Source organism: Pseudonocardia sp. DR1-2 (assembly GCF_023717215.1).
Classification (GTDB): Bacteria; Actinomycetota; Actinomycetes; order Mycobacteriales; family Pseudonocardiaceae; genus Pseudonocardia; species Pseudonocardia alni.
Genome location: NZ_JAMQOF010000006.1, coordinates 486628 through 512726, shown reverse-complemented (window position 1 = coordinate 512726; position 26099 = coordinate 486628). Strand labels below are relative to the sequence as shown.

Here is a 26099-nt window from a genome sequence, read left to right as displayed (position 1 = left end):
CTTGTGTGAGACGGCGAGTCTTGGGAGTGCCGTTAACTGAGACTCCCACGACCCCTGAAGAGCACCCGCGACCCCTGAAGGGCAGGAGCCTCGTGGGTCAACCGGTAGCGCCGACAGCTCCTGGCGGTCGTCGAAGTGGCACTCAATCGTGCCATGACACACAAGTGGCCTATGTCTGACATCCGCTGCTAGGCTGGCATCGTGGACCTTGAAGCTTTCACCGACGCGTCACCTGGGACGCTTGTCCCGATAAAGGGGACAGATGTGCGTCACGGCGAGTGGGTGCACTCCGCTTTTATTCCGAATCCTCTAACGGTTGAGTCGCCCCGACTATCGGGGCGAACTTACCGTGTCGTCGCGGATGCTCGGGCGGCTTTAGCTGCGCTTGATAGCACGGCGCGCCAGTTGCCAAACCCACGACTTTTCAGGCGACCGTCACTTCAGGCAGAGGCTCAAAGCACGTCGGCACTCGAAGGTACGTATGCTCCACTGTCGGAAGTCTTGAAGGCGGATGAAGAGCGCCCACCAAATGTCGATCTACGCGAAATCTTCAATTATGTGGCAATGGCAGATAATGCCTTCAGGTGGGTTGAGGATGGAAGGCCGCTGACTGTTGCGATGCTCAGCGAGCTTCAAGCGATACTTGTAAAGAGAACTCGCAATGAGAGTGCCTCGTCTGGAAAAGTCCGTGATCATCAGGTGGTCATTGGGCAGAGGAAAGAGGCGCCACCCGGGGAGCTGCCAGTTAAGGCTGCCCGCTTCATCCCGTCGCCACCTGGCCTGGACCTGCAGGCCAGCCTGCAGGACCTCCTGGCCTGGATGGACAACGATGAAGTCCGGGTCGAGATTGATCCTGTGGTTGCTGCGGGGATGGCGCACTACCAATTCGAGTCGCTGCATCCATTCAACGATGGAAACGGTCGCATTGGTCGCCTTCTGATTGTTATCCACTTGCTTCGGCAGCGCGTACTGTTTGAGCCAACTCTGACTGTCTCCCCTTGGTTCGAGGCCCGACGAACTGACTATTACGACAATCTCTTTAGGGTGAGCACTGAGGGTGACTGGGACTCGTACATCGAGTTCTTCGCGCGCGGTCTGGAGGCTTCGGCAAGGCGCACGCAGGGCCGTATGACGTCGCTCGTCGAAATCCAAGCAAGCATGAAGGAGAAGGTTCGGCAATCAAAGTTGCGGGCTGATACTGCGCACGCTCTGGTTGACTTCGCAGTCGCGAACATATCTTTCACTATTCGGTCAGTAGAAAGAGGGCTCGGGGTCTCTTACGGTCGAGCCAACACGGTCGTGAACCAGCTTCTTCAGCTAGGGCTTCTGGACACGCTAGAAGACAGACCCGGCACGGCTCGCCGATTCTTCGCCCCCGAGGTTTATGAGGTTCTCCTTGGGGAGGAAGCCTGACAGGAAGCAGCGTCGAGGCCGCGCGAGGACCGGCCGGAGGCCGCACGCCTCGCGCGGCGCCGTAGGCGTCGCGCACTTGATACCGAATGGAAGGTCTAGACACGGCGAGCGCTGCCGCCGTTTGTCGTGTCCCGGCTGATGCTTGACGTTCGGGCCTGGTGCGGTAGCTAGACGGTGGCGGCGTCGACGACGGTGACCCATGCGTCCGCTCGGTCGGGGTCGGTGCCGCTGGAGAGGGCGATGCTGCGGGCCAGGGCTCGGGCGGTGTCGAGGTGGTCGTCGCTGAGCTTGAGTGCGAGGACAGCGACGTCGTAGGCGGCTTCGCCGTTCATCCCTCGGGGGTCGATGAACCACAGCCGTGAGTTGCCGTGGAGCACGTTGGGCGGCGAGAGGTCGGCGTGGCACAGCCCGGCCAGCATCTCGGCGGCAAGCTCGTCCAGAACAACGCTGGCGGCCTCGCGGACCACGGCAGGCTCAGGGCCGCGGTGGGGTGGCTGGTCATCGGCGGGTGGATCGGAGAGTCGGGCTCGGAGCCACGGCACGATGCTTGGCACCGAGTGCGCGCCCTCCTCATTGGAGAGAGTGCGCAGCATCGCGGCTATACCCGCGAGATCTCGCGGTCGCGGTTCCTGTTCCGCGAACGATGCCCCGGGCTCGACCGCGTCCATTGCCGTCCACGTGCTCGTAGGCGTGTCCCGCAGGAGATGGACCGCAGGCGCCAGACCTGCCCGTGCGAGCTGGTCCAGTACAGCGGCCTGGTGAACGGCGTCCGGGTCGGCACTCGACCGCAGGACCAACCGAGTACCGGCGCCGGTCGTGGCCTCGACGACGTGGGCCGACCTGGCAGAGAACGTCCGGCCGGTCGGGGTGACCGAGAGTGCTGCGCAGACCTCGGCAAGCTCGGCTGGGAGTGCTTCGATCCAGGCGGGTGCGCGGTCGGGCCATCGCGCGTGCGCGGCGCGGGCGATATCGGGGTGCAGCGGTGTCACGGGCGTAGTGCGGTGGCGAGGGTGTGCATGTCGTCGATGACGACCAGGGCGTCCGCGTCGGCCAGGCCCTCGGCGCGCTCGGGCTGCTTGGTGTAGCCGATGCACGGCACCCCCGCCGCTGCCCCGGCGAGGGCGTCGGTGATCGAGTCTCCAACGAACACCGCCTCGGTCGGTGCAGCTCGGCTGATGTCCAGCGCAGCGCGGAGGAGATGGGGGTCGGGCTTCATCTGCTCGGGGTGCCCGAAAGGCCGGCCGATGATCTGCGCGACGTGTTCAGTGAGGTCGTGGCGGGCCAGGTAAACCCGGATGGCTCGTTCGGAGTTGTTGCTGACGATCAGGACGGAGTGGCCGGTGGCGACGGCGGTGCGGATGAGCTCGTGAGCGCCGGGGGTCGGTTCGGCGACGGTCGCGGCGCGGGTCTCGTGCTCGATGACGTAGGCCTCGATGTCGCGGCCGGACTCGGGGGAGTGCCGGTAGGCAGCTCGGAGCAGGACCAGCGGGTCGTCGGTGCGGATCTCGGTGAGGTCGATGCCGCGCACGGTGGCGAACTGGCGGACGGCGGCGGCGACCTCGGGTGCAGGGTGGCCGGCGAACAGGTGCGCGACGGGCCCGTCGAAGTCCAGGAGCAGGACCCGGGCGCCGCGGAGTAGGTCGGCGAGCTGGGTGCGGGTTCCGGTCGGGAGGGTCACTGCGGGTACTCCCGGGTGATGGTGGTCCACACGGAGTCGAACCAGGTGCGGGCCTGGGTGACGTACTGGGGGCCGTTGCTGGTGTCGGCGTCGTCGCCGGTGGAGAAGTGGAACAGGGTGGCGTCTTTGCCCATCGGGTCGAAGATCGGCACGGGGGCTTTGTCGATGGTGACGGTGTGTTCCAGGACGGGGTAGAAGCCGAAGAACGCTTCCTCGTTGTTAATCAGGTAGAGCTTGAACAGCGGCGAGGCGCTGTGCGCCCGGACTTCCGCGGTCGCGGTCTTGACCAACCCGAGGTCGGCAAGCTCCTCGATGCCGTCGGTGATGCTGTCCACGGCACGGCGGGTGATCCGGTCGGCGCGCTTGCGTACGGCGGGGTCGTCGGCGGCGGTGTCGGCCCGGCAGGGGAGCGCGAGGGGGACGCCGGGGTCGGACAGCATGATTCGCACGGCGATGGACTCCGGGCTCAGGCGTCCGGCGCGGACCTTGTCCAGGACCTCGGCCAGGGTGTTGGCCAGGGTTTCGCCGGAGAACCCGGCGAAGTCGATGCGCACGTGCGGGCGCTCGAACGCAGCCTCGATGTGCGGGCGCAGTCCCACCGGTAGCTCGGTCTGGGCGCGGACGAACACCCCGCTTCCCTGTCGGCTGATGAGCAGTCGCTCGGCGTAGAGGGGGCGCAGGGCGGCCTTGACCGTCTCGCGGGCGACGCCGTAGCGCTCGGCCAGGTCAGGCTGCGACGGCAGCTTCTCCCCCGCCTTGAGCTTGCCGAGCTTGATCGCGGCGCGGATCTGGTTGGAGATCTGCTGCGACGGGGTGCGCGGATCCTCCGGGTCCAGGTGCGCGAGGAACTCGGCTGGCGTGCTCATGACTCCACGGTATCGGTCGGCTGACTAGCCCGGCTAGCCATCTTCCTCGTTCGTGCTTGACATGGCTAGCCAAGCCGGTCATTCTGAGATGGCTAGCCAAGCTGGTCAGGTGAACGAAGGAGAGAGCGATGAGGGATCTTCCGGTGGTGCTCGACGGCTTCAAGCTCACGGTGGTGGAGCCGCCCGCACCCAAGACCCGGCAGGACGCGAACGGTGCGGAGGTGCCGGTGACCGACCGGGACGGGGTGACGCAGTTCGTGGTGTCACTGTTCGCGAAGCTCCAGGTGCAGGCGGGCCAGCGGGCCCCGAAGGGCGAGGAGATCAAGGTGACCCTGACTGCCGACCCCGGCGACGGGTTCGGGGAGGACGCCCGGGTCCAGCTCATCGACCCGAAGATCAACCCGTACTCGATCGAGTCCCCGGACGGGCGCACGGTGTCGGGGATCGCGTTCAAGGCGATGGGCCTCAAGCACGCCCACCCGGCCCCTGCGCCGATGCGGCGGAGCAAGGACGACGAGAACCACTCCTGACCGACCTCTGCGTCGTCGGCGTCGCCCGCGTGATATGCGGGCCGGCCGCCTGATGTAGCGGCCCATCTACTCGCCGGAATGGTGTTCCGGCAATTCCCCGGTAATTCCGACACGGGGACACCTATGTCCTCGACCAGGGGTGATCTGCGGTGATGTGTGGCGAATGCAGCGGTAGCCAAGCATGCGATGTGTGCGACGGCTACGGCGACTCGACCTGCGGGATCGAGTGTGGGGCGTGTGGTGGTTCCGGGGTCTGCCCGGGCTGCTTCGGAGGCGGCGAGACCCACGGCCCGGTGCCGTCGGTCGGGATGGAGATGACGGCATGAACACCAACACGAGCACCCGCCCGCGGGTGACGACCGGTGTCGGTCGCCTCGTGCGGCGGCTGGAGATCGAGCGGCGCCGCTGGGCCCGCACCGAGCACCCCGTCATCGCGACCGAGCAGGCGTGGCGGGCCGGAGTCGCCGAGGGCCTGCGCCTGGCCCAGCTCGCCATCCGCAAGGGGGTCTGACCGTCATGGCGATCAACCTCGGAGCCCGGGACCGGGTCAAGACGCTCCCGAAGGTCAACCGGCGCGCGCTGCGCAAGTACGGGGAGTTCTGGCGGGCATTGCAGCTGGTCGCAGACGCGCTCGCCGAGGCGGACAAGGTCGCCGCGAAGGCCAGCGACTCGAAGGCCAAGCGATCCGGCAGGGGGATGTCGGCGAAGGCGGGTGCTCAGGGGGAGCACTGGTCGACTGCGTCGCCGGAGGAGATCCGGGCCTCGGCCAAGACTGCGCACGCTTCCCTGCGGGTGATGGCGTCGGCGGCGAAGAAGTGGGAGGCCGAGTTGGTCTCCCGCGAGTGGAGGAAGTGACCCATGTCGAAGGCTGTCGATCGCACTGTCGAAGAGCTGGATGCCGCGATGCGCGAACTGCGCCGTTCGCTGCATGGGATTCCGTATCGGACGGGTGGGTTCAAGAACACCCACGACAACCTTGCCCGCGACGTCGCGCACCTGACCGTGCATCTGGACTCGGCACGGGGCGCTTTGCGCGAACAGAAGTAACCCATCTCTGGGTGGTGGGGTCGCCCGCTGCACTGATTCTTGGCGGAAACACACAGCGGGCGCCCCTGCTACCCGACACAAACTCTCGTGAGGACTGGTAGCAGTGAACAAGCGTAGTAGCACCGCAACACGTATGAACGGCCCGGCACGCACCCATGCGGGTCGCGCGACTCGGCCACCGGGGCGCGAGTTCCAGGCGCTGGCCTGGACCGCACGGCATCCCGGGTTCGTCGCTGTCCCCCTGATCGTCCTCGGGTTGGCGCTCGTCCTCGGGCCGATCCTGGCGGCGATCCTCCTCGGCGCGCTGGTGGGCTCCGTAGCGGTCTGGGGCCGTGCCCACCCGGCAACCTTCGACCGATTCGCCGCACCCGCCCTACGGGCCACGTGGCGGCGTTGGACGGTCTACCGGGGACGTCGGTGGGGACAGCTCATGTCCGACTGTGGCCTGACCAAGGAGCACCGCCACACCGGCGATCTGCTCGTCCCGCGGGTGCTGCGGGTGCGGTCGTCGGCGGCGTCGATCGACACCGTCTACGTCCGCATGGTCCGCGGCCAGGACGTCGCCTACTGGCAGGAACGCTCCTCGATCCTCTGGGAGGCGCTCATCGCGCACCGGGTCGCGATCACCCGCCACCGACCGGGCGTCGTCGCGATCGTGATCGAGTGGGAGCTGCCCTTCACCCGCACCATCCCCGCACCCGACATCCCCGAGCAGACCGACGACGTCGACCTGGGCGCGGTCGAGATCGGGGACAACGAGCGCGGCGAACCGTTCACCGCCCCCGTCATCGGTGGACACCGCCTCGTGGCCGGCGCCTCTGGAGCGGGCAAGGGCTCCGTCCTGTGGTCCACGTTGCGTGGGGTGGGGCCGTGCATCCGCGACGGGATCGTCCGGGTCTGGATGGTCGACCTCAAGGGTGGGGTGGAGACCGAGCAGGGCGCCCCGCTGTTCTACCGCTACGCCACCTCCATGCCCACCGCGCTGGAGCTGCTCACGGAGTTCCGCGACGCCATGCGGGACCGGCAGGACGACATGCGCGACCAGAACATCCGCGCCTGCACCCCGAGTGTGGGGACGCCGGTGGAGCTGCTGGTCATCGACGAGATGGCCATGCTCACCGCCTACGGCGACCGCACCTCCGTCCGCGACGCACTCCGCCTCCTCGCCGAAGTGATGACCCAGGGCAGGGCGTCGCTGTTCGCCGTCCACGGCTACCTGCAGGAGCCCTCCAAGGACGTGGTCGACGTCCGAGAGCTGTTCACCCAGCGAATCTGCCTCGGCGTCACCGCCGCCTCCCACGTCGACATGGTCCTCGGCGAAGGCGCCCGGGAGCGGGGAGCGCTGGCCGACGAGATCCCCGGCGACGCCCGCCACGCCGGGATCGGGTTCGTCATCGACAAGGGCTCCCGCCTCCCGGTCCGATTCCGCGCGGCGTTCGTCTCCGACGACAACATCACCGAGCTGGTCCAGCGCTGCACCCCACCGCCGGACGCGGACGTGATCGACCTCGACACCGAGCGGGGGGCCGCCTGATGGGCACCACCACCGCATGGGTCCTGCGCACCTGGCTCAAGTTCACCCTGCTGTTCGCCCTCATCGTGGCCGGGACCTGGCTCTACGTCGGATCGGCGTCCGGCTGGTTCTGGGTCGTCCTCACCGGGACGGTTGTCGCCGAGTGGTACGTCGTGCGGCAGCTCGCCCGCGAGTGGTCGTGGGAGGCCCGCGCTACCTGGTGGTGGTCCGCATGAGCGGGACGGTGCAGAACGCACTGTTCGGGGACCCGGCCGTCCTCGAGACCAGCGATCACGCACCGGCCGCGACGCAGGACCCGCGCGAGATCGCCCGCGTCGTCGCCCTGGCCCAGGACCCGGGGCTGTTCGTCATCGAGCGCACCGGCCTCGTCCTGCGTGCGGACCCGGCCCGGCCTGGCTGCGCCGACGCCCTCGCCCGGCACGACGGGGACACCGTCGGCCAGCTCCTCGACACCGGACACCTCCGGCTCGGCGGCACCCATCACATCCACCACAACAACGCGGAGGGTCCTGCCCGCTCGGTGCTCGTGCCCAAGGCGACCCGGGACATGGTGTCGCGCTGGGACCACCTCCGCCCGGTCCCGGAACCGACCCGGCCGCCGGAGCCGCAGAAGGATCCGCAGCGCTCCACCGGGGTGATCGGCGTCGACGTCGTCGAGCCCGGCAAGGCCCTGGTCTGCCTCGGCACCACGGGGCAGGGCGGGACTGTGCTGCGCGATGGGGGCCGCTACCGCGTCGAGAACGACCACGGCACCACCGTCGGCCACGCCTCGTCCTACCGGGCCGCTGCCCGGCTCCTGGCCCGCTACCACGGCTTCACACCGGGTCCGGTCGAGATCGAGCACGAGCACCGCCTCTACCGCCGCTGACCCCGGCAATCCGGCCCGGTCCCGCCGCGCGAGTCCAGCTCCCGGCGGGGCCGGCGCCACCCCACACCCACTCGCCCCGTCCCTCGGAGGGATGCCGTGATGACGGCTGCCACCAGCACCGCACACGACCACGACCTGTCCCACCTGCTGCGCTCGGAGAACTTCCAGACCTGGCGGCGGGAGGTCACCGCCATCGGCGGCTGCGCCGCACCGATCCACCTCACCGGCTCATCCCGCATCTACGACCGCGCCACCGGCACCGTCCTAGCCGAGCGGGAAGGCGAGATCCTGGCCCCGTGCGGCAACCGCCGAGCATCGGTCTGCCCCGCGTGCTCGGATCGCTACGCCTCCGACGCCTACCACCTGCTCCGCTCCGGGATGGCCGGTGGCAAGGGCGTCCCCGACACCGCCGCCACCCACCCGCGGCTGTTCATCACCCTGACCGCGCCCTCATTCGGGCCGGTCCACACCCGCCGGGTCACCGCTCGCGGCCTCGTGATCCCTTGCCGCTGCGGGGACAAGCACCACCGCGACGATCCCCGCGTCGGCTGCGCGCTGGACCCCGATACCCACGACTACGTGGGCGCGGTGCTCTGGCAGGCGCACTCCGGGGTCCTGTGGAACCGCTTCGCCATCCGCCTCCGGCGCCTGCTCGCCCAGGTCCTCGGTGTCCGGGTCCGCGACTTCCGGGATCACGCCCGGCTGTCCTACGCCAAGGTCGCCGAGTACCAACGTCGTGGGCTGGTCCACTTCCATGCCGTCGTGCGCCTCGACGGCCCCGACGGACCCTGGACCGCCCCACCCGCCGGGATCACCGCCGACGCTCTGCACGCCGCCATCCGGGACGCCGCCCACGACGTGTCACTGACTGTCGACCGGCCCGACGGCTCCCTTCAGGTGCTGGCCTGGGGGACGCAGGTCGACATCCGGCCGATCACAAGCGCGAGCGCGGCGGCGCTGGAGAACGACGACGGCGAGATCACCGACTCAGCGTTGGCCGCCTACGTCGCGAAGTACGCCACTAAGGGCACCGGCAAGAGCGAAGCCACCGACCGGCCGATCCGCGACATCGCCCACCTCGACCACCTCGACATCACCCCGCACCACCGGCGCCTGATCGAGACGGCGTGGGAGCTCGGCGGCCGCGAGGAGTACGAGGATCTGAACCTGCGGCGTTGGGCGCACATGCTCGGGTTCCGCGGTCACTTCCTCACCAAGTCCCGGGCCTACTCGACGACGTTCGGTGCGATCCGCGGGGACCGGCGCACCTACCGGCTCGGGGAGACGCTGGCCGCTCTCGACACCCCGACTGAGCCCGGGGCGGTGCTGGTGGTCAATGACTGGACCGTCGTCCACATCGGGCACCGCAACGACGCGGAACGGGAGATCGCACTGGGCATCGCCGAACGACGACGCGAGCAGAGGCAGAGCCGGGGGACACGAGCGGGGGAGGGGGCGTGATGGAACGCGTGCTGCTGACCGTCCAGGAGGTCGCGGAGGCGCTGCACGTCGGGCGCTCGAAGGTCTTCGACCTGATCATCGCTGGTGAGATCGACTCGGTGAAGATCGGGAAGCTGCGTCGCATCCCGGTGAGCGCCGTGCACGAGTACGCCCTCCGGCTGGTCCAGGAGAGTCGGGAGGCGTCCTGATGGCCGGCCGCGAGCGCAACGGCATGGGCACCGTGGTCAAGCGCTCGGACGGGCGCTACCAGGCCGCGGTCTACGTCCTCACCCCGACGGGACACCGCCGCCGGAAGTTCGTCTACGGCCGCACCTGGGACGAGGCCAACGACAAGCGGCTGGAGCTGCTGGACAACAACCGCAAGGGGGTGCCGTCGGAGTCCTCGGCGATGCGGCTGGACGAGTACCTGACGTACTGGCTGGACCACATCGCGGTGCACGACCTGCGCCCGTCGACCTTCGCCCGCTACCGGGCGCTGGTCAGGGACTACATCACCCCGCACCTCGGCCGGAAGAAGCTCAACCGGCTCAGTCCGTCCGACGTCCGCGGGCTGATGGCCACGCTGGGACGCACCAAGGGCACGAGCGGGCGCGTGCTCTCGCCTCGGACGATCCAGTTCATCCACGCCGTGCTGCGCAGCGCGCTGCAACACGCCGTCCGGGACGAGCTGATCGGCCGCAACGTCGCCAAGCTGGTCAGCCCACCGCGGGCGACCCCGCCAGAGATCACGCCGCTCTCGCCGGAGGTCGCGCGAAAGTTCCTGCGGGTCGCGAACACCCATTGGCTCGCGGCACTCTGGCTGATCCTGCTGACGACCGGTCTGCGGCGCGGTGAGGTGCTGGGGCTGACCTGGTCGGATGTCGACCTGGACGCGGGAACGCTGCGGGTCCGGCGCACGGTGCAGAAGCTCGACGGTGCGTTCGTCTTTGGCGAGCCGAAGAGCGCTCGGTCGCGGCGGGTCCTCACGCTGCCCGCCGTGTGCGTGGCGGCCCTGCGTCGGCAGCCCGAGATCAACCGGGGGAGGGCTGCCGGTGAGCAGCGGCGGGTGGACGGTCAGCCCGCGGACCTGGTGTTCGTGTCGACGTCCGGCCAGCCGATCGACCCGCGCTCGGTGAACCGGGCGTTCGACCGGCTGCTGACCAAGGCGGAGGTGCCGCACTCGCGCGTACACGACCTCCGCCACACCTGCGCGACCCTGCTGCTGGCGGAGGGAGCGTCGGACCGGGAGGTCATGGAGCTGCTGGGGCACAGCTCGATCGGCATCACGATGAACACCTACGCGCACGTCCTCGACGACTCGAAGCGTCGGATGGCCTCGCGCATGGACGGCCTGTTTGGATGAACCGCGGATCGGCTCACTCGGGCGGGCTGGTGGAAACCCCCGCGGTGTCGTTGGCACCTCCGCTGGAAGCAGTCGGAATCTTGCGGGTCGCCAGGTAACCGGCGATGGTGCCGAAGAGGGTGAAGGCGGCAGTCTGCACCGTGTCCGGGATGGCACTCAGGGCCAACGTCGTAGCCAGCGCCGCAACCACGATCAGGCCGACAAGCACGATGTAGTTGATGCTCCACTTGCCGTCCTTGTAGAAGCGGATGGCCTGGAGCAGGGACAGCAGCACGATCACGATCAGCGCGAACCCGAGCACGGCATACAGGAGAGTCGGGTTCGAGTTTTGCGCCATGGTCACTCCCAAGGTGGTTTGACCATCCCTCGGTGAACCCTTGACATGTGTTACGGGCCACATCAACTGCCCTGAACCGGGGCGGTTGATGTCAAAAGGTGATGTCAGAGGCGATTGCCGGACCGAGCAGTTCGACCGAGCCCGAGCCTGACCTGGTGCTCCGCCGCCAGGATTCGAACCTGGACCATCGGAACCAAAATCCGAGGTGCTGCCGTTACACCACGGCGGATCGTGGGGCCTCGTCATCGTGACACGTCGGCGACGCCGTCCTCGCAGCGCACCCGGCCTGCGCGTCGGCCGGGGATGACCGGGATCACGGACAAACGCCCACGAAAGGGTGATCCGCACCCCGGGCGCGGCGGATCCGCGTCGGGTTGACACACTCCCGTGCGTGCTGAACACGGATGCTTCCGGGACGACGTCGTCGATCGGGTCCGGAACCGCGTTGACGTGCCGTCTCTGTGGCACGACCGACCTGCGCAGCTTCTGCGACCTGGGCGCCACACCGCCCTGCGAGCTGTTCCTCACCGAGCAGACGGCACAGCAGCCCGAGCAGACCTTCCCGCTGCACGTGCGGGTGTGCAACTCGTGTCTGCTCGCCCAGCTGCCCCCGGAGATCAGCCCGGAGGAGACGTTCGAGGAGTACGCCTACTTCTCCTCGTTCAGCTCGTCCTGGGTGGACCACGCGCGCCGATTCGTCGACTCGGCGCAGGAGCGCGCCGGACTGGACGCGGGCTCGTTCGTCGTCGAGGTCGCGTCGAACGACGGCTACCTGCTCCAGCACGTCGTCGCGAAGGGCATCCGCTGCCTCGGCGTCGAGCCGAGCGTGAACGTCGGCGAGGCCGCCCGCGAGAAGGGCGTCCCGACGCTCACCGCGTTCCTCACCCCGGAGACCGGCGCCCGGGTGCGCGCCGAGCACGGCCCGGCCGACCTGGTCTGCGGCAACAACGTGTTCGCCCACATCCCCGACGTCGTCGGCTTCGCGCGGGGACTGCGCGCCATGGTCGCCGACGACGGCTGGGTCTCCATCGAGGTCCAGCACCTGCTCACGCTCGTCGAGCGCAAGCAGTTCGACACGATCTACCACGAGCACTTCCAGTACTACACGCTGCTCACCGGGCAGCGGGCGCTCGCCGCGGGCGGGCTGACCCTGGTCGACGTCGAGCTGCTCGACACCCACGGCGGCTCCATCCGCATGTGGGCGCGCCCGGCGGAGGTCGCCGGTGAGCCGAGCGCGACGGTCCGCGAGGTCCTGGCCGCCGAGGCGGCCGCCGGGCTGCACACGCCGGAGGGGCACGACGGGTTCGCCGAGGCCGTCTCCACCATCCGCGACGACCTGGTGGCGTTCCTCATCGACGCCCGCCGGCAGGGGAAGCGCGTGGTCGGCTACGGCGCCCCGGGCAAGGGGAACACCCTGCTCAACTACTGCGGCATCCGGCCCGACCTGCTCGAGTACACGGTGGACCGGAACCCGTACAAGCACGGGCGGCTAACGCCGGGCACCCGAATCCCGATCTTCGCTCCGGAGCGGATCGCGCAGGACCGCCCCGACCACGTGTTGATCCTGCCCTGGAACCTGCGCACCGAGCTGACCGAGCAGCTGTCCTACGTCCGCGAGTGGGGCGGCACGCTGGTCTTCCCGATCCCGTCGCTCGAGGTGGTCTGACGTGAAGGTCGTCCTGTTCTGCGGTGGTTACGGCATGCGGATGCGCGATGGCGCGTCCGACCTCCCCAAGCCGATGCACCCGGTGGGCCCGCGCCCGTTGATCTGGCACGTGATGCGCTACTACGCCCACTTCGGCCACAAGGACTTCGTCCTGTGCCTGGGCTACGGCGCGCACCACATCAAGAACTACTTCCTCAACTACGACGAGACCGAGTCCAACGACTTCGTGCTGCACCAGGGCGAGGTCGAGCTCATGGGCAGCGACATCAAGGACTGGAACATCACGTTCGTCCACACCGGTCTGGACTCGCCGATCGGTGAGCGTCTGCGCCGGGTGAAGGCGCTGGTCAAGGACGAGGAGATGTTCCACGCGAACTACGCCGACGTCCTCACCGACGCCCCGCTGGACAGGATGGTCGAGCAGTTCGCCGGCACCGACGCCGTCGGGCAGCTGATGGCGGTGCCGCCGCAGTCGGCGTTCCACTGCGTCGACGTCGACGACAACGGCAGGCTCGAGTCGATCACCACGCTGCAGGAGATGCCGATCTGGGAGAACGGCGGCTATCTCATGTTCCGGCCGGAGATCTTCGACTTCCTCGAGAAGGACTGCGACCTGATCGCCGACGCCGCCGCCCCGCTGGCGCGCAAGGGCCGCATGTCGGCCTACCGGCACCGCGGTTTCTGGCAGCCTGCGGACACCGTCAAGGAGCGCAACGCGCTGGAGGCGGCCTACCAGAGCGGCGCGCGACCGTGGATGCTCTGGGAGTCCCACGAGACCGACCAGGACCCGCTGCAGGCCGCGATCGCGGAGATGCACCGCAGCAGCCACCAGCGCGACTAGGCCGCGATTCCGGGGGGAACGAGAGACCGTGCTGAACCTGTTGCCTGAGCGGCTGGACCGCATCCTGCTGCTCGGCGCCCACTGTGACGACATCCCGATCGGGGCCGGCGGGATGCTCCTGGAGCTGTGCCGCGCCTATCCGGGGGTGCAGGTCACCGCGCTGGTCCTGACCGGGGCGGGGTCGCTGCGCGAGGAGGAGGAGCGGGCCGCACTGGCCGCGTTCACCCCGGGCGCGCACCTCGACGTCGTCGTCATGGACCTGCCCGACGGCCGCGTCCCGCAGCACTGGGAGCGGGCGAAGATGGCGCTGGAGGACCTGCGCAGCCGCAGCGAGCCGGACCTGGTGATCGGCCCGTCGCCGCACGACGCCCACCAGGACCACCGGACGCTGTCGCAGATGGTCCCGACCGCGTTCCGCGACCACCTGACGCTCGGCTACGAGATCCTCAAGTGGGAGGGCGACCTCGCCCAGCCGACGGTCTTCCTGCCGCTGTCCGAGCCGGTGCTCACCGAGAAGATCGCCAAGCTCAACGAGCACTACGGCAGCCAGCGCGACCGGACCTGGTTCGACGACGAGACCTTCCGCGGCCTGGCCCGCGTGCGCGGGGTGCAGTGCCACGCCCGCTACGCCGAGGGCTTCCACGTCCAGAAGCTCACGCTGTCCGCAGCGCCGATGGTCGGTTCCGAGCCGAACGGTTTCTGACCCCGCACACACCGCCGAGAAAGGGATATTCATGCGCGTACTGCTCACCGGGCACCAGGGCTACCTCGGGACCGTGATGGCGCCGTTGCTGGCGGCCGCGGGTCACGACGTGACCGGCCTGGACTCCGGGCTGTTCGCGGACTGCGTGCTGGGTTCGCTGGACACCCCCGACGTCGAGGGCTTCGACACCGACCTCCGCGACGTGACCGTGGAGCAGCTCGCCGGGTTCGACGCCGTCGTCCACATGGCGGCGCTGTCGAACGACCCGCTGGGCTCGCTCGCCCCGGAGATCACCTACGACATCAACCACCACGCGTCGTCCCGGCTGGCGCGGCTGTCGAAGGAGGCCGGTGTCGGCCGCTTCGTCTACGCCTCCACCTGCTCGGTCTACGGCGCCCAGTCCGGCGACGACCTCGTCGACGAGGACGCCCCGCTCAAGCCGGTCACCCCGTACGCGATCTCGAAGGTCCGCGTCGAGGACGACCTCGCCGAGCTCGCCGACGCCGACTTCGTGCCGGTCTCGATGCGCAACGCGACCGCCTTCGGCTTCTCCCCGCGGCTGCGCGCGGACATCGTGCTGAACAACCTGGTCGGGCGCGCGGTCCTGACGAACGAGGTCACGGTGCTCTCCGACGGCACCCCGTGGCGCCCGCTCGCGCACGCCGAGGACATCGCGGGTGCCGTCGTCGCGGCGCTGGGCGCGCCGGCCGACGTCGTGCGGGCCCGGGCGTACAACGTCGGCACCGAGCGGAACAACCGGACCGTCGCCGAGATCGCGCAGGCCGTGATCGACGCCGTCCCCGGCTCGACGCTGAACATCACCGGCGAGGCCGGCAACGACCCGCGGTCGTACCGGGTGGACTTCTCCCGGGCGCGCAAGGAGCTCGGCTTCGAGGCGTCCTGGACGATCCCGGCCGGTGCCGAGCAGCTCGCCACCGAGTACCGGGACCGCGGCCTGACCCAGGACGCGTTCGACAACTCCTTCACCCGGCTCGCGGTGCTCAACCGTCGTCAGGCGGCGGGGGAGCTCGACGGGTCGATGCACGTCGTGAAGTAGGACCGCTCGGCCGACGGCCCGTCCCGCGCTACCGTCGCGGGGCGGGCCGTCGTCGTATCCAGGGGGTGCCCATGTGCCGCAACATCCGGACGCTGCACAACTTCGAGCCGCCGGCCACGCCCGACGAGGTGGACGCCGCGGCGCTGCAGTACGTCCGCAAGATCGCCGGGTCGGCGAAGCCCTCGCAGGCCAACGCCGAGGTGTTCGAACGGGCGGTCGCCGCCGTCGCCGAGGCGACCCGGGAGCTGCTGGACGGGCTGACCACGACCGCCCCGCCGAAGGACCGTGAGGTGGAGGCGGCGAAGGCCCGGGCGCGGGCGGAGCTGCGCTACGCCCGCTGAGCGCCCGCGGGCGTCCCGCTGTCCCGCCCCGACCAGGCGACGTGCCACGTGGCGCACCCTCGCCCGCGGCGGACCACCGCTCGACGCCCACCGAGACGCACGTTTCCGCCCTGCCGGGGGCGAGAACGTGCGTCTCGACGAGCACTACGCGGCGGGGGCGGCCAGGGCGTCGATCTCCACCAGCATCTCGGCGTGGGGGAGGCCCACGAACACCGTGGTGCGGGCGGGGAGCGCGGCACCGTCGGGGACGTGCCGGGACACGAACTCGCCGTAGGCGTCGTTCATCGCGGAGAAGTGCTCCCGCTCGGTGAGGTAGACGCGGAACATCAGGACGTCGCCGACCGAGGCGCCGCCCGCCTCCAGGATCGCGCGGACGTTCTCCAGGGTCCGCAGCGTCTGGGCGTGCACGTCGCCCGGCGCGATGTACTGCTTCGTGGCCGGGTCCATCGGGCCCTGCCCGGAGACCTGCAGCAGGCCGCCCTTGCGCACGCCCTGGCTGAAGGTGTGCGCGGGGGCGGGTGCGTCGGTGGTGGTCACGGTGCCGTTGGCGGCGGTGGTCATGCGGGGGGATCCTCTCGGGTCGGGCGCCAGCCGAGGTCGCGGGAGATCGTCCCGGTGACGGCCAGCAGTGACGGGACCAGCTCCATCAGCTGGTCGTAGCCGGCGACGATGGTCGGCACGGACACCGACACCGCCGCGACGGCGGTTCCGGCCGGTCCGCGGACCGGCGCCCCGATGCAGTTGATCGAGGCCTCGTTCTCCTCGCGGTCCTGGGCCCAGCCCTGCTCACGCACCCGGGCGAGCTCGGCCAGGTAGGCGTCGCGGTCGGTGATCGTGTGCGGGGTGCGGGCGGGGAAGCCGACGTCGTCGAGCACCCGGTTCCGCTCCGCCGCGGGCAGGTCGGCGAGCAGCACCTTCCCGGCGGCGGTGGAGTGCACGGGTCCGCGCAGCCCGACCCGCGACGCCATGCGCACGTTGTCGAGCGACTCCAGCTTGTCGATGTAGACGATCTCGCCGTCGTCGCGCTCGGACAGGTGCACGGTGTGGCCGTGGGCCCGGTTGAACGCGTGCAGGTGCGGTGCGGCGACCGTGCGCACCTCGCGCTGGTCCAGCCCGCGCGAGGACAGCTCGAACAGCCGTGAGCCGAGCCGGTAGCGGTGGTGGTCGTCGCGGTGCACGAAGTGCTCGTCGGCCAGGGTGCGCAGCAGCCGCAGGACGGTCGTCTTGTGCACCTCGAGCGCCGTGGCGAGCTCGTCGAGCGACGCCGGGCCCTCCCCGAGGACCACCAGGATCCGCAGCGCCTTGGTCAGGCTGGTACTCACACGGCCTCCCGGTCGGCGCTCACGCGTAGGGTCGCCCAGGCGTCGTCGTCGAGGTCGAGCAGGTGCTCGGGCAGCGGTGCGGCGGAGTCGCCGGGAACGACGAGCACCGCGGCGGCACCGAGGTGGCCCCGGCGCAGGCAGCGGCCCACGTCCTCGCCGCGGACCAGGCCGGTGAGCAGCCCGGCGGCGAACGCGTCGCCCGCCCCGACCGGCTCGACGACGTCGACGACCAGCGCCGCGCGCTCGGTGACCGCACCGTCGCGGTGCACGGCCAGTGCGCGCCGGGCGCCGTCCTTGACCACGACCAGCTCCGGGCCGGGCAGCAGCGCGCGCAGCCGGGCCGGGTCGTCGGTGCCGAACACCCGCCGCGCCTCGTCCGCCCCGACGAGTACGACGTCGGCCCGATCGGCCAGCGCGGCCACCGGGGCCGGGTCGCCGTCGGGCCACATCTGCTCGCGCCAGTTCACGTCGAACACGACCCGGTACCGGCGGGGGCGGGCCAGCAGCGCGGCCAGCGCGGCCGCGCAGGACGCCGACACGGCCGCGGTGATCCCGCCGACGTGCACCCAGTCCGCGACGGCGATCCGGTCGCGTACCGCGGGCACCTCCAGCAGTTCGGGCCCGGCCGCCGAGGCCGCCGACCCGGACCGCCGGTAGGTCATGACGGTGCCGCCGTCGGGTGCCGGGGACTTGGCGTAACGGCCGGTCGGGAGGTCCGGGTCGACGCCGATCCCACCGGTGTCGACCCCGGCGGCGGCGAGCGTGTGCTGCACGAGGGCGCCGTGCCGGTCGTCGCCGAGACGCCCGACCCAGGCCACCGCGACGCCGGCCGCGGCCAGGTCGAGCGCGACGTTCACCTCGGCGCCCGCGGCGTGCGCGGGGGCCCGCGGGTCGTCGACGGCGGCCGCGTCGGGGACCAGGGCGAGGGCCTCGCCGAAGCACACCACAGCGCTGCGGCCCGGGGTTTCCACTGCTGGGTTCTCCTCCGCCGTCGTTGACCGATCTGTCGCGGCGATGCTAGAACAGCCGCACCGAAATACGCAACCATCGCTGCAGAATACGCAACGTACCTGCTCAGAGGGGAGAACGGGATGCTCCGGTACGCGTCGCTCGGCGCCGAACGGCCCGGCCCGTACGCCAAGTCGGTCCCGCCGCTGCCCGGTACGGTCGACGAGTGGCTCGCCGGCGGGCCGCGGCTGTCGGACCTGGCCACACCCGTCCTCACCCTCGACCGGGCTGCCCTGCACGCCAACGCCGAGCGGATGGCCGGCTGGTGTGCCGCGCACGGCGTCGACCTCGCCCCGCACGGCAAGACGACGATGGCCCCCGCGCTGTGGGACCTGCAGCTGCGCCACGGCGCCTGGGGGATCACCGTCGCGACGCCGTGGCAGGCGCGGATCGCGATCGACGCCGGCGTGCGACGGGTGCTGCTGGCGAACGCGCTCGTCGACCCGGCGGGCGTGCGGGCCGTCGCCGCCGCGCGTGACGCCGACCCGGACCTGGAGGTGCTGAGCTGGGTCGACTCGGTCGACGCCGTCGCCGCGATGACCACCGCCGCGGGGTCCCCGGCGCGGCCGCTCGCCGTCGTCGTCGAGCTGGGGGCGCCCGGCGGCCGGACCGGCGCGCGCACCCTGGCCGAGGCCGAGCGGGTGGCCTCGGCCGTCGTGGCCAGCCCGGCGCTGGCGCTGGCCGGGGTCGGCGGCTACGAGGGGGCGCTCGCGCACGACCCGTCGGAGGCGTCGCTGGCGACCGTCCGCGCCTACCTCGACGACCTCGCCGAGCTGCACCGCCGGCTCGCCCCGTCCTACGGGACCGACGAGGTCGTGGTCACCGCGGGCGGCAGCGCCTACTTCGACCAGGTCGTCGCCGCGCTGGCCGGGCTCGCCGACGCGCGCACCCGCGTCGTGCTGCGCTCGGGCGCCTACCTCGTCCACGACGACGGCTTCTACCGCGGCATCTCCCCGCTGGCCCGCGACGACGAGCAGCGCCCGTTCCGCTCGGCCATGCACGTGACCGCCCGGGTGGTGTCGACCCCCGAGCCCGGCCTCGCGCTGCTCGACGCGGGAAAGCGCGACGTCCCGTTCGACGAGGGGCTGCCCGAGCCGCAGCGGATCGCCGACGACCTCGGGTCGCCCTCGCGGCCGCTGACCGGCACCGTCACCGCCGTCAACGACCAGCACGCGTTCCTGCGCACCGAGGAGCAGGTCCGGATCGGGCAGGTCGTCCGGCTCGGGCTCTCGCACCCGTGCACCGCGTTCGACAAGTGGCGCTGGATCCCGGTGCTGGACGGCGCGGACCCCGACCCGCAGGTCGTCGAGCTCGTCCGGACGTTCTTCTGATGGGCACGCTGCTGCGCGGCGGCACCGTCGTCGACGGGACCGGCGGGCCCCGGTACACCGCGGACGTGCTCGTCGAGGGCGACCGGATCGCCGCGGTCGGGCCGGACGCGGCCGGACGGGCCGGGCGGGTCGTCGACGTGGACGGGATGGTCGTCGCCCCCGGGTTCGTCGACATGCACGCCCACTCCGACCTGCGCCTGCTCACCGAGCCCGCGCACCTCGCGAAGGTCTCCCAGGGCGTGACGACCGAGGTCCTCGGCCAGGACGGGCTGTCCTACGCCCCCGTCGACGACGACGTGCTGCCCGTGCTGCGCCGCGCGATCGCCGGCTGGAACGGTGACCCCGGCGCGGACTTCTTCACCTGGCGCACCGTCGCGGAGTACCTGGACCGGCTCGACGAGGGCATCGCCGGCAACGCCGCCTACCTCGTCCCGCACGGCACCGTCCGCGCGCTGGTCTGCGGCTGGGACGACCGCCCCGCCACGCGGGCGGAGATCGCCCGGATGGCCGACGTCGTCCGCACCGGCATGGACCAGGGCGCGGTCGGTCTCTCGGCCGGGCTCACCTACACCCCCGGCATGTACGCCGACGGCGCCGAGCTCGCCGCGCTGTGCGCCGCGGTGGGGGAGCGGGGCGGCTTCTTCGCCCCGCACCACCGCAGCTACGGCGCGGGCGCGCTGGAGGCCTACGCCGAGATGGTCGACGTCGCCGAGCGGTCCGGGTGCGCGCTGCACCTGGCGCACGCCACGCTCAACTTCGGCCCCAACAAGGGCCGGGCCGGGGAGCTGATCACGCTGCTCGACACGGCCGTCGCCCGCGGCGTCGACATCACCCTCGACACCTACCCGTACCTGCCGGGTGCGACGACGCTGTCGGCGATCCTGCCCAGCTGGTGCCAGTCCGGCGGCCTCGACGCGGCCCGCGAGCGGCTGCGCGACCCGGCCGCACTCGCCCGGATCCGCGAGGACCTCGAGGTCCACGGCTCCGACGGCTGCCACGGCGTCGTCGCCGAGTGGGAGACGATCGAGATCAGCGGGGTCACGAACCCCGAGCTCGCCGGGACGGTCGGGCGGACGGTCGCCGACATCGCGGGCGCGACCGGAGCGGATCCGTTCGACACCTGCGTGGACATCCTGCTCCGCGACGACTTCGGGACCGGCATCCTGCAGCACGTCGGGCACGAGGAGAACGTCCGCGCGATCATGCGCCACCCGCGGCACACCGGCGGCAGCGACGGCCTGCTCGTCGGCGCGAAGCCGCACCCGCGGGCCTGGGGGACCTTCCCCCGCTACCTCGGTCACTACTGCCGCGAGCTCGGGCTGTTCTCCCTGGAGGAGTGCGTCCACCACCTCACCGGGCGCGCCGCCGACCGGCTCCGCCTGGCCGACCGCGGTCGCGTCCGGCCGGGCCTGGCCGCCGACCTGGTCGTGTTCGACCCGGACACCGTCACCGACACCGCCACCTTCGCCGAGCCCGCCCAGCAGGCGGCCGGCATCCCGTACGTCCTGGTCAACGGGGCCTTCGCGGTCGACGGCGGGGAGCGCACCGACGCGCTCGCCGGCCGCGCGCTGCGCCGCCGGGCCGACGGCCGGACCGCACCGGGCACCCACCCCACCGGAGGACGACGATGACCTTCCTCGACTGGCTGCAGAACGACACGGCCGGCCTGCTCACCCTCGCCGCCGTCAGCGTCGCGCTGCTGCTGATCATGATCATGCGACTACGGCTGGAGCCGTTCATCGCGCTGATCGTCACCGGCGTGCTGGTCGCGCTCGTCGCGGGCGTGTCGGTCACCGACCTCGTCGGCACCCCGATCAAGGCGTCGGACTCGCTGTTCGAGACCGGCTTCGCCGGGATCCTCGGCCACATCGCCCCGATCATCGGGCTGGGCACCGTGCTCGGCGCGATCATGGAGCGCTCCGGTGGCGCGGACGCCCTGACCGAACGGCTGCTCCGGCTGTTCGGGCCGAAGGGCGCACCGCTCGCGATGGGGGTCACCGGGCTGGTGCTCGGCATCCCGGTGTTCTTCGACATCGGCATCTTCGTGCTCGCGCCGCTGGTCTACGTGGCCGCGCGCCGCGGCGGCCGCTCGCTGGTCCTCTACGCGATGCCGATGCTCGCCGGGCTGTCGATGACCCACGCGTTCCTGCCGCCGCACCCCGGACCGGTCACCGCGGGCGGGCTGCTCGGCGTCGGGATGGGCTGGGTGATCGCGATGGGCCTGCTCTGCGGCATCCCCGCCTGGCTGGTCAGCGGCGTCTGGTGGGGCTCGTTCATCGGGCGGCGGATCCAGGTCGGCGTGCCCGAGGACCTGCCCGGCGGGGCCGCCCCGGCCGCGGCCCCCGGCCCGGCCGGTTCCGCGCGCGACACCGGCGACGGCGACGGCGACCCGGGCGGCGGGACGGCCGGTGTCCGCACCGCGGAGACGGCCGGCCCGCAGACCGCGGTCGGGGTGGCCGCGCCCCCGTCGGTCGCGCTCATCTCCTCGATCATCGCGGTCCCGCTGGTGCTCATCCTCGCCGCGACCGTCGCGGGGGTGACGCTCCCCGAGGGCACGGTGCTCCGCGACGTCCTCGTGCTGCTCGGCACCCCGGCCATCGCGCTGACGCTGTCGGTGCTGCTCGCGCTGTACCTGCTCGGCATCCGGCGCGGGACGTCGATGGCCGAGCTCGGCCGGATCTCCGGCGAGTCGCTGCGCCCGGTCGGGATGATCCTGCTCGTCGTCGGGGCGGGGGCGTTCTTCGGCAAGGTCCTGCAGACCACCGGCGTCGGCGACGCACTGGCCGGCTCGATGACCGCGATCGGGCTGCCGGTGATCGCCTCGGCGTACCTGATCAGCGCGGCGCTGCGGATCGCCCAGGGCTCGGCGACCGTCGCCATCGTGACGACGGCGGGCATCATCGGCCCGACCGTCGCCGCGGGCGGCTACAGCCAGCCGCAGCTCGCGCTGATCGTCGTCGCCGTGTCGGCCGGGTCGATCATCGCCAGTCACGTCAACGACGGCGGGTTCTGGATCGTCGCCAAGTACTTCAACATGACGGTGAAGCAGACCCTGATGACCTGGACGGTGCTGGAGACGATCCTGTCCGTCGTCGGGTTCGCCGCGGCCGCGCTGGTGTGGGCCGTCGTCTAGGAGCGCAGCGGGTCGGCGTCGAGCGTGACCGGCGCGCCGTGCGGGGTCGCGACGGCGGCACGCAGCCAGGCGCCGGTCCGCTCCTCGACCGAGCCGCGGTCGGCGACGCCGAGCCCGTCGAGCAGGTGCTCCAGCGCGGCGAGCCAGGCGTCCCAGTAGGCCAGGCCGGTGTCCAGCTCGGCGCCCAGGGTCTCGGCGAACTCCTGCCGGTCCAGCGTCCCGGTGTCCTGCAGGGCCACGGCCAGCGCGAACGCGCTCGCCTGCCACGGCTCGTCGAAGACCGGGCCGTCAGGCGGGCTCAAGGTAGGACTCCCAGGCGTCGACGGAGACGGTCGTGGTCGGGTCGGCGTCCGGGCCCCACAGCTCGGGGCCGGTGAACACCACGGTGTAGAGCGGCTCCGGGCACTCGCCGTGGCCGTGCGCGCGGGCGTCGGGCAGCACGTGGGTCCCGCGGTGGGTCTCGACGGTCCCGCACCGGCCGCGGACGTAGCGGGGGAGCCGGGTGTGCCCGCGCGGGTGCATCACCCGGGCCCGCACGCGGTCGCCGGGGGCGAACCGGGGTGGGCCGGTGCCGTCGCGCTCGGTGGGGGCGCCGGTGGCCAGCACCCGGGCGGCGGCGTCGGCGTCCAGCGCGGCCGGGGCGTCGGAGCGCGGGCGCAGGGAACGCCCGGCGTCGAGCTCGTCGGCGCCGACCAGACCGTGGGTGACCAGCAGCTCCTCGGTCGCCGCGAGCCAGATCTCGTAGTAGGTCAGGGTCAGGTAGACCGGCGGCGGGAGCGACTCGCGGGCGTGCCGGGACTCGTCGATCGACCAGCCGCCCGGGCGGGCCGCGGCGAGGGTCAGAGCCAGCACCAGCGGCTCCCAGCCCGCGTGGAACCGGACGTCCTCCGGCTCGGGCTCCACCGGTCCGAAGCCCATCGCGCCGCCGAGGTCGTGCGCGCCGTTCACGCCGACACCAGCCGGGTACCGATCATGGCGTCGCGGGAGACGATCGCGGCGAGCTCGTCGGCGGACCAGCCGTCGGTACCGGCCGGGCGCTGCGGGACGACCAGGTAGCGCAGCTCGGAGGTGGAGTCGTGCACCCGGATGGCGACGTCGTCGTCGAGCACGGTCCCGAAGTCGGCGAGCACGCCGCGCGGGTCCAGCACCGCGCGCGACCGGTAGGCCGGCGACTTGTACCAGACCGGCGGCAGGCCCAGCACCGGCCACGGGTAGCAGGAGCACAGGGTGCAGACGACGAGGTGGTGCTCGCGCGGTGAGTTGAACACCGCGGCGAGGTGCTCGCCGCCGCGACCGCCGTAGCCGAGCTCGGCGACCGCCGCGGTCGCGTCGTCGGCGAGCCGGGCCGCGAAGTCCGGGTCGGTCCAGGACCGGGCGACGACGTGCGCGCCGTTCCGCGGGCCGACCCGGTGCTGGTAGGTCTCGATGATCTCGTCGAGTGCGGCCGGGTCGACGTAGCCCTTCTCGACCAGGATCGACTCGAGTGCCCGCACGCGGGCGTCCACCGGTCGCAGCTCACCGCTCATCGGGAGGACGCTAGCCAGGCGGGGCCGGGGCGTCGAGAGCACGACGGCCCGGCACCTCGCGGTACCGGGCCGTCGGGAGGGCGGTGGGCTCAGGCGTGCGTGAGTGCGTCCTCGAACTCCTCGGCCTTCAGCGGGGCGAGGTCGGAGACCCGCAGGAAGTCGCCCAGCGTGGTGCCGGTCGCGCCCGAGTCGACGTTGCGCGGGCCGCGGCCGGCCCTGACGTCGTCGAGGTTGATCGTGCGCAGGTCGTAGGAGAACCGGGTGACGTCGGAGGTGTTCGGCGCCGACGCGTGCAGGTGGTTCGACGAGAACATGAACACGTCACCCGACTGCCCGGCGATCCGGATCTCGCCGCGGGACTCGAAGTCCTCCAGCGGGAGCGGGTGCGGACGGGTGTCGGTGGTCTTCTCGCCGGCGGCCGCGGTGCGGTGCTTGGCGACCCACTCGTCGTAGTCGTACTGGTTCGAGCCGTTCTTCACCGGGCGGTCGAAGTAGTCGGTGTACATGCTCATGACGTTGTCGCCGACGACGTCGAACACCGGGGTCCAGTAGTTCACGAGCTGCTGCGGGTGGCCGTACCACATGTCGCGGTGCGCCTTGTAGTTGTAGGACACACCGGCGGTGAGGAACTGGTCGGCCGGGATCACGCGCAGCCGCGGGATGTCGAAGTAGGTGCGCTCGGGGTCGACGCCGAAGTCGACGGCGAACTGCTGGCAGAGCGCCTTGGTCCGGTCGCCGTTGGTGAACTCGCGCTTGAGCGGCTCGACGCGGCGGACGAACTCGTCGACGTCCATCTCGTACTGGGCCCGCTCCGGGTCCAGACCCTCGAAGGCCTGACCGATCAGGTCCTTGGCGTGGTCGGCGAGGGCGTTCGCGCCGCCGATCCCGCTGTAGAGGTGGAAGTCGCCCCGGAACAGGGACTCGCGGCGCGCGTCGTCGTCGATCCGGCGGTTGAGGTAGACCGTGATCACCGCTTGCTCCTCCGTGCTGGCTCGGGGGTCGTAAACCCGCCTGACGCCTGTCGACGCTAGCGCACACGATCGGGTGAGCATCTACGATGCGTCGTAGTAGTCGTGCTGTGCGACACCGTGTCCGGAAGATCCGTTTGGTGTGGCCCGCTCCGTCGTGGTTAGCTGAGCCTCACCTATGGAGGAGGCGGCGATGTCGGTCGTGACCGAGGACCGGGCGGCGGTCCGCGTGGTGGGTCTGCAGCGGCTCTCGGACGTCTTCGTCCGGGCCGAGCTCGAGGGGGAGGGGCTCGCCGGTCTCGGCCTGCCGGGCGTCCCCGACGAGGCCTGCGTCTTCCACTTCCCGCTGCCCGACGGCGGCCGCGACGACCACGGTCGCTGGTACACCCTGCGCGAGGTCAGCCCCTGCCGCACCCGGGCGTCCATCGACCTGGTCTGCCACCCCGGCGGGGTCGGCGCGGGCTGGGCCCGGCGGGCCTGCGTCGGCGACGAGATCGAGGTCTCGCACTCGAACAGCTGGTTCAAGCGCCCGGCCGGCGTCGGCTGGCAGATCCTCGTCGGCGACGCGGCCGCGCTCCCCGCGCTCGCCCGGATCGTCACCGAGACCCCCGAGGGCATCGACACCGAGGTCGTCCTGGAGATCGACGAGGTCCCGGCCGACTTCCCCACGCGGGCGCGGGTCCGGCGCGAGCCCGCGAGCGAGACCGGCAGTCGGCTGGCGGAGATCGTCGCCGGGCTGGCGCTGCCGGACGGGCCCGGCTACGTCTACGTCGGCGGTGAGGCGTCCGCGACCCGTGCCGCCCGCAAGCACCTGCGCCACGAGCGCGGCCTGCCGCCCGGCGCCTACGGCGTGCTCGGCTACTGGCGTCGTGACGCCGACACCTTCCGTCGCACCTGGCAGGCCAATCAGGAGCGCTTCGAGAAGGCCTACGCCGACGCGGCCGTCGCCGCCGGGGGCGACGACGAGCGGATGCTCGACATCTACGAGGCGACCCTGGAGCGCGACGGGCTGCTCTGAGCGAGGCGTGCCGCGGGACACGGACGCCTCGGTCGGCGCCCGCGTGGGTCAGGCGTAAACTCGGAGGTCGGCACCCCGACCGGGTCGGGAGCCCTACCGCGACCCGGGC

At 71.3% G+C, this 26099-nt stretch carries 31 protein-coding genes and 1 tRNA gene; 20 read left to right on the top strand and 12 right to left on the bottom strand.

Features of this window, described 5'->3' with window-relative positions; genetic code table 11:
• Positions 1–201: 201 nt before the first annotated feature.
• Positions 202–1413, top strand: coding sequence for a Fic family protein (locus ND486_RS20645; protein ID WP_251785918.1), 1212 nt, complete (start codon positions 202–204; stop codon positions 1411–1413).
• A 167-nt stretch (positions 1414–1580) separates the two neighbouring features.
• On the opposite strand, the gene ND486_RS20640 is transcribed toward ND486_RS20645, so the two are convergent.
• The 3 genes from ND486_RS20640 to ND486_RS20630 are packed head-to-tail and all read right to left on the bottom strand — an operon-like array spanning position 1581 to position 3957.
• Positions 1581–2402, bottom strand: a complete 822-nt coding sequence (locus ND486_RS20640; protein WP_251785916.1) for a phosphotransferase — start codon at positions 2400–2402, stop codon at positions 1581–1583.
• On the bottom strand, positions 2399–3091 hold the full coding sequence (locus ND486_RS20635; RefSeq protein ID WP_251785914.1) for an HAD-IA family hydrolase: 693 nt from the start codon (positions 3089–3091) through the stop codon (positions 2399–2401). Before ND486_RS20635 ends, ND486_RS20640 begins: the two co-directional genes overlap by 4 nt.
• Positions 3088–3957, bottom strand: coding sequence for a winged helix-turn-helix domain-containing protein (locus tag ND486_RS20630; RefSeq protein WP_251785912.1), 870 nt, complete (start codon positions 3955–3957; stop codon positions 3088–3090). Before ND486_RS20630 ends, ND486_RS20635 begins: the two co-directional genes overlap by 4 nt.
• A gap of 128 nt (positions 3958–4085) precedes the next feature.
• On the opposite strand from ND486_RS20630, the gene ND486_RS20625 reads away from it, so the two are divergent.
• From ND486_RS20625 to ND486_RS20580, 10 genes are all read left to right on the top strand, one after another.
• Positions 4086–4487, top strand: coding sequence for a hypothetical protein (locus tag ND486_RS20625; protein ID WP_251785910.1), 402 nt, complete (start codon positions 4086–4088; stop codon positions 4485–4487).
• Between the two features lie 322 nt (positions 4488–4809).
• Complete coding sequence (locus tag ND486_RS20620) at positions 4810–4998, top strand: hypothetical protein (protein ID WP_251785908.1); 189 nt, start codon at positions 4810–4812, stop codon at positions 4996–4998.
• A 5-nt stretch (positions 4999–5003) separates the two neighbouring features.
• A complete protein-coding gene (locus ND486_RS20615) occupies positions 5004–5342 on the top strand; it encodes a hypothetical protein (RefSeq protein WP_251785906.1) in 339 nt (112 codons plus the stop codon).
• A gap of 3 nt (positions 5343–5345) precedes the next feature.
• A complete protein-coding gene (locus ND486_RS20610) occupies positions 5346–5534 on the top strand; it encodes a hypothetical protein (protein ID WP_161152823.1) in 189 nt (62 codons plus the stop codon).
• A 430-nt stretch (positions 5535–5964) separates the two neighbouring features.
• Positions 5965–7068: an FtsK/SpoIIIE domain-containing protein gene (locus tag ND486_RS20605; protein WP_251785899.1), complete on the top strand. Its 1104-nt coding sequence runs from the start codon at positions 5965–5967 to the stop codon at positions 7066–7068.
• Positions 7068–7283 carry a hypothetical protein gene (locus ND486_RS20600; RefSeq protein ID WP_251785897.1) on the top strand — a complete coding sequence of 72 codons (216 nt, stop codon included), beginning with the start codon at positions 7068–7070 and terminating at the stop codon, positions 7281–7283. Before ND486_RS20605 ends, ND486_RS20600 begins: the two co-directional genes overlap by 1 nt.
• The gene (locus ND486_RS20595; RefSeq protein ID WP_251785895.1) at positions 7280–7936 is read left to right on the top strand and encodes a hypothetical protein; all 657 of its coding nucleotides are present in this window, start codon (positions 7280–7282) and stop codon (positions 7934–7936) included. Before ND486_RS20600 ends, ND486_RS20595 begins: the two co-directional genes overlap by 4 nt.
• Before the next feature lie 99 nt (positions 7937–8035).
• Positions 8036–9397: a replication initiator gene (locus ND486_RS20590; RefSeq protein WP_251785893.1), complete on the top strand. Its 1362-nt coding sequence runs from the start codon at positions 8036–8038 to the stop codon at positions 9395–9397.
• Complete coding sequence (locus ND486_RS20585; protein ID WP_062404163.1) at positions 9397–9585, top strand: excisionase family DNA-binding protein; 189 nt, start codon at positions 9397–9399, stop codon at positions 9583–9585. Before ND486_RS20590 ends, ND486_RS20585 begins: the two co-directional genes overlap by 1 nt.
• Positions 9585–10739, top strand: a complete 1155-nt coding sequence (locus tag ND486_RS20580) for a tyrosine-type recombinase/integrase (protein WP_251785891.1) — start codon at positions 9585–9587, stop codon at positions 10737–10739. The genes ND486_RS20585 and ND486_RS20580 overlap by 1 nt, the downstream gene beginning before the upstream one ends.
• Positions 10740–10752: 13 nt before the next feature.
• Here ND486_RS20580 and ND486_RS20575 read toward each other — a convergent pair whose 3' ends face one another.
• A complete protein-coding gene (locus tag ND486_RS20575) occupies positions 10753–11040 on the bottom strand; it encodes a hypothetical protein (RefSeq protein ID WP_251785889.1) in 288 nt (95 codons plus the stop codon).
• A gap of 194 nt (positions 11041–11234) precedes the next feature.
• A tRNA-Gln gene (locus tag ND486_RS20570) sits at positions 11235–11305 on the bottom strand.
• 162 nt (positions 11306–11467) lie between these two features.
• On the opposite strand from ND486_RS20570, the gene ND486_RS20565 reads away from it, so the two are divergent.
• The 5 genes from ND486_RS20565 (at position 11468) to ND486_RS20545 (ending at position 15684) form a co-directional block, all read left to right on the top strand.
• Positions 11468–12742, top strand: a complete 1275-nt coding sequence (locus tag ND486_RS20565; RefSeq protein ID WP_251785887.1) for a class I SAM-dependent methyltransferase — start codon at positions 11468–11470, stop codon at positions 12740–12742.
• A gap of 1 nt (position 12743) precedes the next feature.
• On the top strand, positions 12744–13583 hold the full coding sequence (locus ND486_RS20560; protein WP_251785885.1) for a sugar phosphate nucleotidyltransferase: 840 nt from the start codon (positions 12744–12746) through the stop codon (positions 13581–13583).
• A gap of 28 nt (positions 13584–13611) precedes the next feature.
• On the top strand, positions 13612–14286 hold the full coding sequence (locus ND486_RS20555) for a PIG-L deacetylase family protein (protein WP_251785884.1): 675 nt from the start codon (positions 13612–13614) through the stop codon (positions 14284–14286).
• A gap of 31 nt (positions 14287–14317) precedes the next feature.
• On the top strand, positions 14318–15343 hold the full coding sequence (locus ND486_RS20550) for an NAD(P)-dependent oxidoreductase (protein ID WP_251785882.1): 1026 nt from the start codon (positions 14318–14320) through the stop codon (positions 15341–15343).
• Positions 15344–15414: 71 nt separating this feature from the next.
• Positions 15415–15684 carry a DUF2277 domain-containing protein gene (locus ND486_RS20545; RefSeq protein ID WP_251785880.1) on the top strand — a complete coding sequence of 90 codons (270 nt, stop codon included), beginning with the start codon at positions 15415–15417 and terminating at the stop codon, positions 15682–15684.
• Between the two features lie 144 nt (positions 15685–15828).
• On the opposite strand, the gene ND486_RS20540 is transcribed toward ND486_RS20545, so the two are convergent.
• Genes ND486_RS20540 through ND486_RS20530 form a run of 3 tightly spaced genes read right to left on the bottom strand, consistent with a single transcriptional unit; the run spans position 15829 to position 17977 of the window.
• Positions 15829–16245 carry a RidA family protein gene (locus ND486_RS20540; protein ID WP_167379109.1) on the bottom strand — a complete coding sequence of 139 codons (417 nt, stop codon included), beginning with the start codon at positions 16243–16245 and terminating at the stop codon, positions 15829–15831.
• The gene (locus tag ND486_RS20535) at positions 16242–17006 is read right to left on the bottom strand and encodes an IclR family transcriptional regulator (RefSeq protein WP_251785878.1); all 765 of its coding nucleotides are present in this window, start codon (positions 17004–17006) and stop codon (positions 16242–16244) included. Before ND486_RS20535 ends, ND486_RS20540 begins: the two co-directional genes overlap by 4 nt.
• Complete coding sequence (locus ND486_RS20530) at positions 17003–17977, bottom strand: sugar kinase (protein ID WP_226369402.1); 975 nt, start codon at positions 17975–17977, stop codon at positions 17003–17005. Before ND486_RS20530 ends, ND486_RS20535 begins: the two co-directional genes overlap by 4 nt.
• A gap of 120 nt (positions 17978–18097) precedes the next feature.
• Here ND486_RS20530 and ND486_RS20525 point away from each other — a divergent pair, with 120 nt between their 5' ends.
• The 3 genes from ND486_RS20525 to ND486_RS20515 are packed head-to-tail and all read left to right on the top strand — an operon-like array spanning position 18098 to position 22478.
• Entirely contained in the window at positions 18098–19345 is a 1248-nt protein-coding gene (locus tag ND486_RS20525) for an amino acid deaminase (RefSeq protein WP_251785876.1), read from the top strand.
• A complete protein-coding gene (locus ND486_RS20520) occupies positions 19345–20976 on the top strand; it encodes an amidohydrolase family protein (RefSeq protein ID WP_251785874.1) in 1632 nt (543 codons plus the stop codon). The genes ND486_RS20525 and ND486_RS20520 overlap by 1 nt, the downstream gene beginning before the upstream one ends.
• A complete protein-coding gene (locus ND486_RS20515) occupies positions 20973–22478 on the top strand; it encodes a GntP family permease (protein ID WP_251785872.1) in 1506 nt (501 codons plus the stop codon). Before ND486_RS20520 ends, ND486_RS20515 begins: the two co-directional genes overlap by 4 nt.
• On the opposite strand, the gene ND486_RS20510 is transcribed toward ND486_RS20515, so the two are convergent.
• From ND486_RS20510 to ND486_RS20495, 4 genes are all read right to left on the bottom strand, one after another.
• Positions 22475–22780, bottom strand: coding sequence for a nitrile hydratase accessory protein (locus ND486_RS20510; protein WP_062400279.1), 306 nt, complete (start codon positions 22778–22780; stop codon positions 22475–22477). The genes ND486_RS20515 and ND486_RS20510 overlap by 4 nt on opposite strands.
• Positions 22767–23426: a nitrile hydratase subunit beta gene (nthB, locus tag ND486_RS20505; protein ID WP_251785870.1), complete on the bottom strand. Its 660-nt coding sequence runs from the start codon at positions 23424–23426 to the stop codon at positions 22767–22769. Before nthB ends, ND486_RS20510 begins: the two co-directional genes overlap by 14 nt.
• Complete coding sequence (gene nthA, locus ND486_RS20500) at positions 23423–24004, bottom strand: nitrile hydratase subunit alpha (protein WP_178374482.1); 582 nt, start codon at positions 24002–24004, stop codon at positions 23423–23425. Before nthA ends, nthB begins: the two co-directional genes overlap by 4 nt.
• A gap of 89 nt (positions 24005–24093) precedes the next feature.
• Positions 24094–24975, bottom strand: a complete 882-nt coding sequence (locus tag ND486_RS20495; RefSeq protein WP_062400283.1) for a hypothetical protein — start codon at positions 24973–24975, stop codon at positions 24094–24096.
• A 190-nt stretch (positions 24976–25165) separates the two neighbouring features.
• Here ND486_RS20495 and ND486_RS20490 point away from each other — a divergent pair, with 190 nt between their 5' ends.
• Positions 25166–25990 (top strand): siderophore-interacting protein, encoded by an 825-nt coding sequence (locus ND486_RS20490; RefSeq protein ID WP_251785868.1) that lies wholly within the window; start codon positions 25166–25168, stop codon positions 25988–25990.
• Positions 25991–26099 lie beyond the last annotated feature (109 nt).

Excerpts from the sequence above, each read along its gene's own strand:
- ND486_RS20630 (WP_251785912.1), bottom strand. The coding sequence starts at position 3,957 with ATGAGCACGCCAGCCGAGTTCCTCGCGCACCTGGACCCGGAGGATCCG.
- ND486_RS20625 (WP_251785910.1), top strand. The coding sequence starts at position 4,086 with ATGAGGGATCTTCCGGTGGTGCTCGACGGCTTCAAGCTCACGGTGGTG.
- ND486_RS20620 (WP_251785908.1), top strand. The coding sequence starts at position 4,810 with ATGAACACCAACACGAGCACCCGCCCGCGGGTGACGACCGGTGTCGGT.
- ND486_RS20615 (WP_251785906.1), top strand. The coding sequence starts at position 5,004 with ATGGCGATCAACCTCGGAGCCCGGGACCGGGTCAAGACGCTCCCGAAG.
- ND486_RS20610 (WP_161152823.1), top strand. The coding sequence starts at position 5,346 with ATGTCGAAGGCTGTCGATCGCACTGTCGAAGAGCTGGATGCCGCGATG.
- ND486_RS20605 (WP_251785899.1), top strand. The coding sequence starts at position 5,965 with ATGTCCGACTGTGGCCTGACCAAGGAGCACCGCCACACCGGCGATCTG.
- ND486_RS20600 (WP_251785897.1), top strand. The coding sequence starts at position 7,068 with ATGGGCACCACCACCGCATGGGTCCTGCGCACCTGGCTCAAGTTCACC.
- ND486_RS20595 (WP_251785895.1), top strand. The coding sequence starts at position 7,280 with ATGAGCGGGACGGTGCAGAACGCACTGTTCGGGGACCCGGCCGTCCTC.
- ND486_RS20590 (WP_251785893.1), top strand. The coding sequence starts at position 8,036 with ATGACGGCTGCCACCAGCACCGCACACGACCACGACCTGTCCCACCTG.
- ND486_RS20585 (WP_062404163.1), top strand. The coding sequence starts at position 9,397 with ATGGAACGCGTGCTGCTGACCGTCCAGGAGGTCGCGGAGGCGCTGCAC.
- ND486_RS20580 (WP_251785891.1), top strand. The coding sequence starts at position 9,585 with ATGGCCGGCCGCGAGCGCAACGGCATGGGCACCGTGGTCAAGCGCTCG.
- ND486_RS20550 (WP_251785882.1), top strand. The coding sequence starts at position 14,318 with ATGCGCGTACTGCTCACCGGGCACCAGGGCTACCTCGGGACCGTGATG.
- ND486_RS20545 (WP_251785880.1), top strand. The coding sequence starts at position 15,415 with ATGTGCCGCAACATCCGGACGCTGCACAACTTCGAGCCGCCGGCCACG.
- ND486_RS20540 (WP_167379109.1), bottom strand. The coding sequence starts at position 16,245 with ATGACCACCGCCGCCAACGGCACCGTGACCACCACCGACGCACCCGCC.
- ND486_RS20525 (WP_251785876.1), top strand. The coding sequence starts at position 18,098 with ATGCTCCGGTACGCGTCGCTCGGCGCCGAACGGCCCGGCCCGTACGCC.
- ND486_RS20520 (WP_251785874.1), top strand. The coding sequence starts at position 19,345 with ATGGGCACGCTGCTGCGCGGCGGCACCGTCGTCGACGGGACCGGCGGG.
- ND486_RS20515 (WP_251785872.1), top strand. The coding sequence starts at position 20,973 with ATGACCTTCCTCGACTGGCTGCAGAACGACACGGCCGGCCTGCTCACC.
- nthA (WP_178374482.1), bottom strand. The coding sequence starts at position 24,004 with ATGAGCGGTGAGCTGCGACCGGTGGACGCCCGCGTGCGGGCACTCGAG.
- ND486_RS20490 (WP_251785868.1), top strand. The coding sequence starts at position 25,166 with ATGTCGGTCGTGACCGAGGACCGGGCGGCGGTCCGCGTGGTGGGTCTG.